Below are 11,962 nucleotides of genomic sequence, written 5' to 3'. Positions count from 1 at the left end.
GGGAGTGAAGCGACCCCAGGCGAGACTTGTGCTCTGTGAGTGCATAGCGAGACCGGGAGTGAAGCGACCCCAGGCGAGACTTGTGCTCTGTGAGTACAACCGGAGCGGCTTCGGGTAAATGCTGCTGACTCACTTTTTCACAACCCATCTGATCCATCCCCCGTAATTTTTCTCCCCTTGGAATTATCCAAAGAATTAGCATAAAATTTTTGATTAGTTAAAATTGGATTCACAAATCGGCCCTATACTGAGCTTGAACACATCATAAGGGAGAGGATACATCATGAGTCGTCGGAAACACGGCCGGTGGACTGCCGGCTGGCTGATGCTGGCTTTGGTCGCCTTGACGGTTCTCACGGGGATGTCCCCGAATCCGGAAACTGCGACCACAGCCCCCTCCGAATCGGAAAGCGGAAATATTCAGCATTCCAAGTTTCTCAATGTGGCTCACCGGGGAGCTTCGGGCCATGCACCGGAAAACACCCTTGCCGCCTTTGACAAAGCGGTGGAGATGAAGGCGGACTACTTCGAACTGGACGTGCAGCGCAGTAAGGACGGTCATCTGGTCCTGATGCACGATACCACGGTCGACCGAACCACCGACGGCACCGGCGCCGTCAAAGATCTCACCCTGACGGAACTGAAGGCGTTGGATGCCGGAAGCTGGTTCAGCGACAAGTACGCCGGGGAGAAAATCCCCACCCTGGAAGAAACCCTGGACCGCTACAGAGGAACCGGGATCAAGATCCTGATCGAACTGAAAAGTCCCTCTCTCTATCCCGGGATCGAACAACAAGTGGCCGACATGTTGGCGGAAAAAAATCTGGACAATCGGGGCGACAAAATCATCGTCCAATCCTTCGACCATGATTCCGTACAGCGTTTTCACCGGCAAATGCCTTCCGTGCCGGTGGGAGTTCTGGTCAGCTACACAGCTTACAAAGAAACCGGCGTCACCGACGACGATCTCGATTCTTTCGCCGGATATGCCGATTATGTGAACCCCAACAAGGCCTTGGTCGACGCGGAACTGGTCCGTCGGGTTCATCAACACGGAATGAAGATCCTCCCCTACACCGTTCGGGACCGGGAAGCGGCGGACCGCTTGTTTGAAGCCGGAGTGGACGGATTCATCACCGATTACCCGGAACTGGGGTACACCCACCACCACAAATAATCATCCCCAAAAAGGGCACGGACACCCGTGCCCTTTTTTGTTGACCGATTTCCCATCTTTACCCATCCCATCCCCCGTGATATAATCGTTTTGTAAGATGAAAACAATTTTCGTCAGATGAAACGAAGGAGGGAATGCCATGGATGCGACGGATTCCACGAAAGGATGGGTCCGTGACCAATTTCAGCGTTCCGCATCGGGTTATCGGGACAGTGCCATCCACTCCCGGGGACAGGATCTTCAATGGATCGGAGAAGAAGTGGCCCGGTCTTCCACTCCGCTCCTCGCACTGGACATCGCCACCGGCACCGGGCACACCGCTTTTGTCCTCAGCGGGTTTTGCCACCGGGTTGTCGGCCTCGACCTGACTCCCGGGATGCTGAAAGTGGCCGCGGAAGAAGCGGAAAAACGAGGATTGCAAAACCTCACCTGGTCGCTGGCCGACGCCGAAGACATCCCCTTTCCCGATCGGTTGTTCGACGTGGCCACCTGCCGGATCGCCCCACACCATTTTCCCCGTCCGGACCGGGTCTTTTCCGAAATCCACAGGGTGTTGGTGTCCAGAGGTCGGTTGATTCTGGTGGACAACACTGCCCCCGACGACCCCGATTCCGACCGGATCCTCAACGAAGTGGAGCGGCTCCGGGATCCTTCCCATCACCGGGTATATCCCGTGGATGAATGGACCCGGCTGTTGCAGTCCGCCGGGTTTTCTGCGATTTCCCATGTGAGAAGTTGGGAAACCCCCGTCCGGTGGAAGGAATGGATGGATCGGGCCCGGACTCCGGATGAATCCCGAAAAAAGGCCATGGATCTCCTTTCCCGCTCCCCCGTTCCGGTACGGAAAACATTGGGTTTTGATCCGTCGGAAGACGACCCGGTGCTGATCCTTCGAAAAAGCATGTGGATCTGTCGGAAATAAAAATCCCGCCTTCGGTGGCCGGATTCTCCATCCATCCTTTGAAAGGGGTTGCAAGCTTTGTGAGCATCGATTTTTTCCACCCCGAAAACCGAAACGCCTGCAGCGGGCGACTCGCTTCCCGGGAATGGAGGGAGGCGATCCGGAACCTCTTTGATCCCAAGAGCCGGCAGGCGGCGGACATCGGTTGCGGCGGGGGGATTTACACCCGCGCCCTCGCCGATCTTGGAGCGCATGTGACGGGGGTGGATCCCTCCCCGGTCATGCTGGAAGCGGCCAGGGAAAAGAGCACCGGATATGAAACGATCCGATGGCGACTGGGCAAGGCGGAACAGACCGGCCTTATGGATCAAAGTTTCGACATCGTGCTGCTCCGGGCAGTGATTCATCACCTGACCGACCTCTCCGGCTGTTTCCGGGAATTGTTCCGGATCTTAAAGCCCGGAGGCATGATCCTCGTTCAGGACCGAACGCCCGATGATGTCACCCTGCCCCCTTCCGGAGAGCATCTGAGAGGAATGTTTTTTGAGATCTTTCCCCGGTTGAAAGTGCAGGAATGTGCCCGGCGACACCCCTCGGACCGTGTGAAATCGGCGATGATAAACGCCGGCTTTCTCCCTCCTTCACAACGGAAGCTGTGGGAAACCCGGACGGTTCACCCAACCCCTGCGGCTCTGGAGAAAGATCTTCTGCGGCGCACGGGTCGATCCATTCTTCACAAATTGAGCAACGAAGAATTAAAGCAATTGGCATTCGCCATCCGCCGGCGGTTGCAGTCGGAAGGACGGACCGGACCGATCCCGGACCGGGACCGTTGGACCCTCTGGTGGGCGAAAAAAGAAGCCTCGTAAAAAAAGGACCCGGTCTCCCCCGGGTCTCTCTCACTTCAAGCCGTTTTCCGGCCGGTTTTTTCTTTCTCTCCGAAGATGATTTTCAACAGCGGCGGCGTCACCAAGGTGGTCAGGATCACCACGAGGACCGTGGAAGTGAAGTATTCCCTCAAAAGACCCGCCTCCAAACCGATGGCGGCGATGATCAGGGCCACCTCGCCGCGGGAAACCATCCCCGCTCCGATCCCCAAGGACGAGCGCTTGGAAAACCCGGTCAACCTGGCCCCCAACCCGCTTCCGATCAATTTGGTCAGGATGGCCACCACCGTCAGGATCACAATCATGAGGATCTGGTCCCCCAATCCCTGAAAGGAAACCTCCAACCCAATGCTGACGAAAAAGACCGGGACAAAGATGGCGTAGGCGATCGGTTCCACTTTGTGTTCCACTTCATGCTTGTAAGGGGTCATGGAAAGGGCCACCCCGGCGGCAAAGGCACCGATGATCGCCGCCACGCCCAGCTTTTCCGCCATGTAGGCGAAGAAAAAACAAAGGATGAGAGCGGCGCTGATCACCGATTCACTCACACGGAGGGGAGCCAGTCTTCGCATCACCCAAGGAACCAGCTTCCAGCCGATCCCAATGCAAAGCGCAAAGAAGAGCACCTTCTTGCCGATCACCATCCCCAGGGAAACATCCTCCGCACCCATAAAGCTCATCAGGAAGGCCAACAACACCACCACCAGAACGTCATCGGCCACCGCCGCACCCAGAATGGTGACGCTTTCCCGCGAATCAAGGCGTCCCATGTCCTTCAGGGTCTGGACGGTGATGCTGACCGACGTCGCAGACAAAAGGAGCCCCATAAAAAGGGACTGCGGTTGATCCAGTCCGAAGGCGAGGCCCCCGAGGTAACCGCCCAAAAGCGGGAGAATGATCCCTCCGACGGCCACCGCCAGGGAGGAGTTCCGGTTTCGGTTCAGTTCCTGGATGTCAGTCTCCAGTCCCGCGATGAACATCAGCAGCAGGACACCGATCTGACTTAGTTCCCCGATGAGATCCGAATTTTCAATCCAACCGAGCAAGGCCGGACCGATGACGATCCCGACGATCAGTTTGCCAAGCACCGCCGGTTGCCCCAGACGGACGCTCCAATCCCCCGCCAACTTGGTGGAAACCAAAATAATCAGCAATTTGAAGAACAGCAGCATCGCAACCCCTCCCCCAAGGATGAGAAAGAATCTCACATGACCTCCTATCATCATACAAAAGACTAAAAATCCCAAGTCCAGATAAGAATGATGGTTTTGTTACAGTTGATTCTCACCTTTTTCAGGATATACGGTCGAAAAAGCTCCCCATCCCAGCCGGCCAGGTAAACGGCCCACACGGAAGTGTGAGTTTGCTGAAAAAACCGTTGGGAATGGCAAACGGAGGACGGATTGGAGCGGAACCGGCAAAAAAGCGGGACTCCGTCCGAACTGTTCCGGAGAACCCGCTTTCCTGAATGGTTACACTCCCCCGCAATCCCGTCGCGGCGGAGCCTTTTTTTTCCCGTCGTGATCCGGTGAATGATCCTTACGAAACTCTTCCGCGATTGAATCACGAAGGTCTTCGGCAGATTGCCGCCTCATCTGTTCTGAACGGACTTGTCGGTCCGGTGTTGGCTGATCGGCCATTTGATTTCACCCCTCCTTCTATCCTGTCTGAATCGCCGGAATTCATGCGAGTCCGGAGATCCGATCGGAGTCCTGTTAAAAGCGTTGTGATGGATGGTCAGGCTCGGAAAGGGAAGCGTTTACCCGAAACAGCGACTTTGCTGTCTGCCCGCAGCCGGAGAGCTCCGCAGACTAAGCCGAACAAAGCGGCTTGAACCTCGAGTGGTGGGAACCGACGGCTTTACCGGTATGATAAAGTGGGAATGGACACTCCAACCAATGGGTTGTAATGAAAGGAGGATTCCGCTTGATCCAGATCCGCCACGGGGATATCGTCGAACAACCCGTCGATGCCCTCGTGAACCCCATCAATTGCCGGGGATTGCCGGAACCCGGGGCGATTCGGTTCCGGGAAGCCTTCCCCGAAAACTTCGTCTCTTACCGGAGGGCCTGCCGTCTGCGAAAAATCACTGTCGGAGACGTGTTTGTCGTTCCGCTGGCCCCGGAGGGAAGTCGCCCCCGTTATATCCTCAACTTCCCCGTCAAACGCACCGGGAGGCGGCCCGCCCGGTTGGAAACTGTCGAGAAAGGACTGCCCGCTCTGGTCCGGGCCTGCCGGGATCTTAAACTCCGGTCAGTGGCGATTCCCCCACTCGGAGTGGAACCGGGCGGGGTCGACTGGGAATCGGTGAAAGAAAAAATCATGGAAGCATTTGAGGGAATTGGGCTCCGGGTCATTCTGGTCCCGCCCGCCAACCGGGAATGAATGATAAAAAAGCAACCGAGACGGTTGCTTTTTCAGCTCAGGGAAACGGCCTGGCCGGTGCCATAGGCCCGATCCAGCGCTTTCAGTTTTTCCCGGATGTTTTCCCGGTACGTGTCGATGTAAGCTTGGGGTTCCTTGGGGTTGGGGAAGCGGTGAATTTTCCCGCTCCCGGGGGGGATGATTTTGCTGACCGCTCCGCACCCCAATCCGATGATCGTCTGCCGTTCCTCCATGATCAAAATGTTGTAAAGGCTCTCCTCTCCGGGAAAAGCGTAGCCCACGTTTTCCTGATTCCCCAGGATATTTTTTTGCCGGTACAGGTAATAGGGAACATACCCCATCCTCCGGGTCCAGTCCCGGGCAACGTTGACCATCTCGGTGATCTCGGATCGATCCGCCGTCTTGTACTTCTCCGGGTTCCGGGTCATATGGGATCCCCGTTTAAAGGAAAGGGTGTGAACGGTCAGGGATTCGGGACGCAGCTCTTCCATCACTTCCAAGGATTGGCGGAAGGTTTCCAATCCTTCCCCCGGCAACCCGATGATCAGGTCCATGTTGATGTTATTCAGTCCCATGGAGCGCGCCATCCGGTATTTGTCAAGGGTCTCTTTGACCGTGTGATGGCGTCCGATCCGTTTCAGGGTGTTTTCCTCAAAGCTCTGCGGATTGATGCTGATCCGATCCACTTCCCAACGGCGGAGCAACTCCAGCTTTTCTTCATCCAGGGTATCGGGGCGGCCCGCTTCCACCGTCAGCTCCCGCACCCGGTCAAACCCCGGGACCGATGCCTTCATCTTCTCGAACAGGTCCTCCATTTGCCGGGCAGTGATGGAAGTGGGGGTCCCCCCTCCGAAATAGATCGTGGTGACGGGAAGGCGGTTCCGTTCCAACCAGTCCCCCACAACTTCACACTCCTCATGAAGGCCCGAGAGAAATTCCTCCACGGAACCGTTCCGGCCCCGAATGGCGTAAGCCGGAAACGTGCAATAGGCGCACTTGGTCGGACAAAAGGGGATCCCGATGTACAGACTCACTTCCCGGTCCAGTTCGTACAAATCGGGAAGGACCGTCGTCTGCCGCTCCACGATTTCCTGCAACAGCTCGATTTTATCGGGCATCAACCGATAGTCCAGCTCCAGGATCGCCGACGCTCTTTCCGGGGAAACCCCGTTCAGCAGCATGTTGTGCAGAAGCTTCGTCGGCCGTACGCCGGTCAGGATCCCCCAAGGCTGCCGAACCCCCGTCGCTTCTTCCAGTACCTGGAGCAAGGCGTGATTGAGCACTTGCTTGATCTGTTTGCGCTGCTCTTTGTCCGAACCGGCTTTCAGCGCGTCCCGTTCATGAAAACCGTGCCAGGCCTGATTCCCGGAAGGGTCGGTCAATGTCACGCCCACCCGGATCCGGTCTTCCACCTCCATATGGATATGGATGATTCCGTCCGCTTCACGCCGTTCTCCGGTCACTTTCACCTTGGGAAAAAACAGACCGGTAATCAGTTCAATCTCGCGATGAAACGCAGCAGGAACCCCTGAGACAAACAGTCTTTTCATAAAAAGCCGTGCAGACCTCCGTCCATCGAGGCCGCACGCACCTCCATTTCAAACCGTGAATTCACCTTTTCTCAGTCTAGCCTACTCCCGGATGGAAATCAATGAGGGATGGAAACTCCGGACGCCCGGTTCCGGTCCGTTCCGGCCGTCCGACCGTCCCTTCCTCCTCACCGATCGGATCCAGGTTGTCGCGGAGGTCCGCCGATCCGTGGAGAACCGTCTGGATCACCAGGATCCTCTCTGTTTGACTTCGGCGCATGGGGAAGCTCCTTTCTTTCATGACTTTTTTCAGCAGTTTCCCCCGATCCGGACCCGTTCAGTCCCCACGGTGGCTGCCGATGGTCAGGGTGTCAGCGGATATCTCCCTCCCCGTGGAAGGGATAGGTGTGGAAATGAAAAAACACATTTTTACATTGGAGCGCATAAAATGGGAAGCATCGGTTCAAAAACACCCCCCGGGGAGGGAAGGCACATGACAGCTGTCGTGGGACTGGCTATGCTCATTCTCGGGCTGACCCTGATCGGGATCTCCGTCGCTCCGATCTCGTGGCAACAACCGTCGGAAGCGGGTGGATGGTTGGATCCCCGGCCCAAGTCGCTGTTCAGAAAGGAACGGATTCGTACGGCCCGTTCGAACCGGTGGAGTGGAGGACTGCTCTTATTGGCCGGCCTCCTCCTGCTTTTGTTATAACCACATAAAGCCCGGCGGAGAATTTTCCGCCGGGCTTCATCGAATAAAAATCCATGTATTGGCAGTTTTCAATCTGACCAAAGGATGGTATTTTTATAAAGTAATCATTTTGATTATACATCTTTTTGCGTCGAACTTGCGAAAAGCCGACCGGTTTATATTGTTTTTTATACATGACGGACCTTTCAGGAAAAGGAAACCGTTTGATTTTTATCACAATTGCATACTACAATGTGAGACGAATGTATTCGCTTTCAAACACCGTATACTTCCCACCAGAGGTGAACCTTCATGAAACCCCAGGAACAATCGCTTGCCAAATGGGACTACTTCAAGTTTCTCATTCCTTCTTTCATCGGCATTTTCCTTTTTATGATCCCCATTCCCTCCAAAGACGGCGTCACCATTCCGGTGGCCTTGTTGGCGGGATGGTTGCAGGAACGCATGGCTGACATCCTTCCCCACCTGATGACCTTCATCCTCCTTTTGACGGTGGTCGGCTCCGTTCTTGCCAAGGCGTTGAAGCCTGCCTGGATCATGGACCGGCCCTTCTTCAAGGCTCTCTTCGATGTTAAACCGCTTTGGCTGACCGCCCGCATCCTCGGCTTCATTTTTGCCCTTTTCACCTTATACAAAATCGGACCGGCGGCAGTCTGGTCGGAAAACACCGGCGGATTGCTCCTGTTTGACCTGATCCCGGTACTGTTCTCCGTCTTTTTGTTTGCCGGTCTGTTTCTTCCCCTTTTGATGGACTTCGGCCTCCTGGAGCTGTTCGGAGCGCTGTTGACCCGGATCATGCGTCCGGTGTTCACCCTGCCCGGTCGCTCTTCCATTGACTGTATCGCCTCCTGGCTGGGGGACGGCACGATCGGGGTGCTCTTGACCAACAAACAGTATGAAGATGGCTTCTACAGCAAGCGGGAGGCCGCCGTGATCGGGACCACCTTCTCCGTCGTCTCCATCACCTTCACCATCGTCGTGCTTGCCCAAATGAAGCTGGATCATCTGTTTGTCCCTTATTATCTCACCATCGTGATTGCGGGCTTCGTCGCCGCCGTCGTGATGCCGCGAATCCCGCCTCTCTCCCGGAAGCCGGACGATTACTACAAAGGTGCGTTCAAGAAGCTGGATGAAAGGATTCCTGCCGGGAACACGGCATTTGGATGGGGAATCCGTCAGGCCGCCGTACGGGCCCAGGGACAGCGATTCGGTGAAGTATGGAAGGGCGGAGTCAAAAACGTCTTGGACATGTGGATGGGAGTCGTTCCGATCGTAATGGCTCTGGGAACCATCGCTCTGATCATCGCCGAATCCACCCCGGTTTTCACCTGGCTCGGCAAACCCTTTGTTCCGCTCCTCAACCTGCTCCAGATCCCCGAAGCCGGCGCGGCAGCCGAAACCATGGTGATCGGCTTTGCCGATATGTTCTTGCCTTCGGTGATCGGAAGCGGCATTGAAAACGAGATGACCCGCTTCGTCATCGCCTGTGTCTCGGTCACCCAGCTCATCTACATGTCCGAAGTGGGGGGACTTCTCCTCGGTTCCAACGTGCCCGTCAACTTCAAGGACCTGATCGTCATTTTCCTGCTGCGAACACTGATCACTCTTCCGGTGGTCGCTCTGATGGCACATTTGATTTTTTGATCCTTCAGCATCCCCATCCAAAAACGGATCCGGAAAATCTTCGGATCCGTTTTTTATATACTAAAAACGTATTTGGAGCACAGGGAGCTCAGAAGGTGCAGATTCAGAAAATCGATGCCTGCATGCCGGAAGGGGAGGTATGAATCGGAGCAGTCGCTGCATTTCTGATCTCCTGCGACATCGCCAGGTTGGTCGGACGGCTGCAGCCTGTGACCTGAACCAAAACGGAAACCCTCACCGCCACACGGTGGCGGTCATTTTCCATGATCATCACCCGGGGAACCCAGGAACCCGCAAATGAATCATGCTTCAGAACTGATAACCCCCCGGTGAGATCCCTCACCGGGGGGTTCCATTAAAAACCATTTTAACGGTCCAACACCTTGTTCACATGTTCCAGCACATTCTCCACTGTGAAACCGTACTTCTCCATCACCAAACCGCCGGGAGCGGAGGCACCGAAGGTATCCAAGCCGACCACCGCGCCGCGGTCATCCGTGTATTTCTCCCAACCGGAGGGATGGGCCGCTTCGATGGCAACGCGGGCTTTGACATCCGGAGGGAGAACGGAGGCGCGGTAGGACTCCGGTTGTTCGTCGAAGAGTTCGCGACAGGGCATACTGACGACGCGGGCCTGGACACCCTGTTCTTTCAATTTTTCGCAGGCCTCAACAGCCAGGCTGAGTTCGGAACCGGTGGCGATGAGGATGACATCGGGATTGCCGTTCTCGGCATCCGACAACACATAGGCGCCCTTCGACACCCCCTCGCCTCCGAGGTCCGCCGTGCCTTCCAGGACCGGGAGACCTTGACGGCTGAGAGCGAGGGCCACCGGACCGTCATTCCGGGTCATGGCATACCGGTAAGCCGCTACGGTTTCATTGGCGTCCCCGGGCCGGAACAGCTTTAAGTTGGGAATCAGCCGCAGGGAAGGAACATGCTCCACCGGCTCGTGGGTGGGTCCGTCCTCCCCGACGGAAATACTGTCGTGGGTGAGCACATAGAGGACCGGCAAACCGGAGAGCGCCGCCAGCCGGATGGAGCCGCGCATATAATCGGAGAAGACGAGAAACGTTCCGCCGTAGGGACGCAGCCCCCCGTGATACGCCATTCCGTTCAGGGCCGCTCCCATGGCGTGTTCCCGCACTCCGAACCAGACGTTGCGTCCGGAGTAGTCCTCCGCGTGGAAGACGCCTTCCTCCTTCAGGGTGGTCTTGTTGGAGGAAGCCAGGTCGGCGGATCCGCCGAACAGGTTGGGGATGGTTTTTGCCAAGGCGTTCAGGGCATCCCCGGAGGCCGCACGGGTGGCGATTTTCTCCCCGGGTTCATAGACCGGCAACTCGCGGTCCCAGTCTGCGGGAAGCTCTTTGTTGATCGACTCCTCCAGCTGCTTTCCGAGTTCCGGATGGGCCCGCTTGTATTTTTCAAAGAGGTCGTTCCATTCCTCTTCCGCCCGCTGCCCCTGATCCTTCAGGCGGCTGAAATGATCTTTCACCTCGTCGGGAACGAAGAAAGGTTCCTCCCACTGCCAGCCCAGTTCCTTCCGCACTCTGGCCGCTTCTTCCGGACCCATGGCTTTTCCGTGGATTTCATGGGTGCCGGCCAGATTGGGGCTGCCGTAACCGATCGTGGTCTTCACTTCGATCAGGGTGGGGCGGAAGTGTTCTTCCCGGGCCTTTTCGATGGCGGCGGCGATTTCATCCAGGTCGTTTTCCTCCTCCACCCGGAGCACCTGCCAGCCGTACGCTTCAAACCGTTGGGCCACGTCTTCGGTAAAAGCGTGGGCCGTCTGGCCGTCGAGGGAAATATCATTGGAATCGTAGAGAGCGATCAGTTTCCCCAGTCCAAGATGACCCGCCAGGGAAGCCGCTTCTGCCGCCACCCCTTCCATCAGATCCCCGTCACTGCAGATGGTGTAGGTATAGTGGTCGATCACCGGATATCCTTCCCGGTTGAAGACAGCCGCCAGATGGGCCTCCGCCATCGCCATCCCCACGGCGTTGGAGATTCCCTGCCCCAAGGGACCGGTGGTCGCTTCGACACCGGGAGTATGGCCAAACTCCGGGTGACCGGGGGTTCGGCTCCCCCATTGACGGAAGTTTTTCAGCTCTTCCATTGGAAGGTCGTACCCGAAAAGATGAAGCAGACTGTACAGAAGCATGGAGCCGTGTCCAGCGGACAGGACGAAGCGGTCCCGGTTGAACCAACGGGGGTTGGCCGGGTTGTGCTTCATGAAGCGTGACCACAGCGTATACGCCATCGGGGCGGCCCCCATAGGCATTCCCGGATGGCCGGACTTGGCTTTTTCCACTGCGTCGATGGACAGCATACGGATGGTATTGACGGCCAGTTGTTCGACCGACCGGCTGTTGTTCGTCATCGCTACGACGTCCTCCTTGTCCTTGTGATAGGGAAACGAGCAGGAAAACCCGGCCCTTCAGGATTGGGATGAAAGTGAGAGCACCACACTTTAAAACACGGGCTGAAAACCGAATCACCCTGCCGCGCCCGCAGGAAGTTCCCCAAGGGTACTTTCGCCGTGTGGAGCAAGTCATACGTTCAGGTTATTATAGCATGCAATAGAAGTATTGTGAAAAAGTGAGCGGCGGCATCCACCCGAAGCCGCTCCGGTTGCACTCACAGAGCACAAGTCTCGCCGGGGTCGCTTCTCTCCCCGGTCTCGCTATGCACTCACAGAGCACAAGTCTCGCCGGGGTCGCTTCTCTC

The 11,962-nt window shown here is 56.6% G+C and carries 10 protein-coding genes; 6 read left to right on the top strand and 4 right to left on the bottom strand.

Features of this window, described 5'->3' with window-relative positions; translation table 11 throughout:
* Positions 1–283 precede the first annotated feature (283 nt).
* The 3 genes from C8P63_RS18115 (at position 284) to C8P63_RS18105 (ending at position 2,947) form a co-directional block, all read left to right on the top strand.
* Positions 284–1,177 carry a glycerophosphodiester phosphodiesterase gene (locus C8P63_RS18115; protein ID WP_245921029.1) on the top strand — a complete coding sequence of 298 codons (894 nt, stop codon included), beginning with the start codon at positions 284–286 and terminating at the stop codon, positions 1,175–1,177.
* A 139-nt stretch (positions 1,178–1,316) separates the two neighbouring features.
* Positions 1,317–2,099 (top strand): class I SAM-dependent methyltransferase, encoded by a 783-nt coding sequence (locus C8P63_RS18110; protein ID WP_108026674.1) that lies wholly within the window; start codon positions 1,317–1,319, stop codon positions 2,097–2,099.
* 59 nt (positions 2,100–2,158) lie between these two features.
* Complete coding sequence (locus tag C8P63_RS18105; protein WP_170109753.1) at positions 2,159–2,947, top strand: class I SAM-dependent methyltransferase; 789 nt, start codon at positions 2,159–2,161, stop codon at positions 2,945–2,947.
* Positions 2,948–2,982: 35 nt separating this feature from the next.
* Here the strand turns inward: C8P63_RS18105 and C8P63_RS18100 are convergent, their stop codons facing one another.
* Positions 2,983–4,137, bottom strand: a complete 1,155-nt coding sequence (locus C8P63_RS18100; RefSeq protein ID WP_108026668.1) for a cation:proton antiporter — start codon at positions 4,135–4,137, stop codon at positions 2,983–2,985.
* Between the two features lie 754 nt (positions 4,138–4,891).
* Here C8P63_RS18100 and C8P63_RS18090 point away from each other — a divergent pair.
* On the top strand, positions 4,892–5,350 hold the full coding sequence (locus C8P63_RS18090; protein WP_170109752.1) for a macro domain-containing protein: 459 nt from the start codon (positions 4,892–4,894) through the stop codon (positions 5,348–5,350).
* Positions 5,351–5,382: 32 nt separating this feature from the next.
* Here the strand turns inward: C8P63_RS18090 and C8P63_RS18085 are convergent, their stop codons facing one another.
* Both C8P63_RS18085 and C8P63_RS18080 read right to left on the bottom strand, forming a co-directional pair.
* Positions 5,383–6,900, bottom strand: a complete 1,518-nt coding sequence (locus C8P63_RS18085; protein ID WP_108026659.1) for a coproporphyrinogen III oxidase — start codon at positions 6,898–6,900, stop codon at positions 5,383–5,385.
* Between the two features lie 76 nt (positions 6,901–6,976).
* Positions 6,977–7,159: a hypothetical protein gene (locus tag C8P63_RS18080; protein ID WP_108026656.1), complete on the bottom strand. Its 183-nt coding sequence runs from the start codon at positions 7,157–7,159 to the stop codon at positions 6,977–6,979.
* A gap of 213 nt (positions 7,160–7,372) precedes the next feature.
* On the opposite strand from C8P63_RS18080, the gene C8P63_RS18075 reads away from it, so the two are divergent.
* Together C8P63_RS18075 and C8P63_RS18070 are read left to right on the top strand one after the other, a co-directional pair.
* Entirely contained in the window at positions 7,373–7,591 is a 219-nt protein-coding gene (locus C8P63_RS18075) for a hypothetical protein (protein ID WP_108026653.1), read from the top strand.
* A gap of 291 nt (positions 7,592–7,882) precedes the next feature.
* Entirely contained in the window at positions 7,883–9,235 is a 1,353-nt protein-coding gene (locus C8P63_RS18070) for a YjiH family protein (RefSeq protein ID WP_108026651.1), read from the top strand.
* A 367-nt stretch (positions 9,236–9,602) separates the two neighbouring features.
* On the opposite strand, the gene tkt is transcribed toward C8P63_RS18070, so the two are convergent.
* Positions 9,603–11,615 (bottom strand): transketolase, encoded by a 2,013-nt coding sequence (gene tkt, locus C8P63_RS18060; RefSeq protein ID WP_108026647.1) that lies wholly within the window; start codon positions 11,613–11,615, stop codon positions 9,603–9,605.
* Positions 11,616–11,962: the final 347 nt, after the last annotated feature.

This window comes from Melghirimyces profundicolus, assembly GCF_003054245.1.
GTDB lineage: Bacteria > Bacillota > Bacilli > Thermoactinomycetales > DSM-45169 > Melghirimyces > Melghirimyces profundicolus.
Note: the sequence above shows the minus strand (reverse complement) of the source record. Positions and strands in the feature narration are given on the sequence as shown.

Excerpts from the sequence above, each read along its gene's own strand:
- C8P63_RS18085 (WP_108026659.1), bottom strand. The coding sequence starts at position 6,900 with ATGAAAAGACTGTTTGTCTCAGGGGTTCCTGCTGCGTTTCATCGCGAG.
- C8P63_RS18075 (WP_108026653.1), top strand. The coding sequence starts at position 7,373 with ATGACAGCTGTCGTGGGACTGGCTATGCTCATTCTCGGGCTGACCCTG.
- C8P63_RS18110 (WP_108026674.1), top strand. The coding sequence starts at position 1,317 with ATGGATGCGACGGATTCCACGAAAGGATGGGTCCGTGACCAATTTCAG.
- C8P63_RS18100 (WP_108026668.1), bottom strand. The coding sequence starts at position 4,137 with ATGCTGCTGTTCTTCAAATTGCTGATTATTTTGGTTTCCACCAAGTTG.
- tkt (WP_108026647.1), bottom strand. The coding sequence starts at position 11,615 with ATGACGAACAACAGCCGGTCGGTCGAACAACTGGCCGTCAATACCATC.
- C8P63_RS18115 (WP_245921029.1), top strand. The coding sequence starts at position 284 with ATGAGTCGTCGGAAACACGGCCGGTGGACTGCCGGCTGGCTGATGCTG.
- C8P63_RS18070 (WP_108026651.1), top strand. The coding sequence starts at position 7,883 with ATGAAACCCCAGGAACAATCGCTTGCCAAATGGGACTACTTCAAGTTT.
- C8P63_RS18080 (WP_108026656.1), bottom strand. The coding sequence starts at position 7,159 with ATGCGCCGAAGTCAAACAGAGAGGATCCTGGTGATCCAGACGGTTCTC.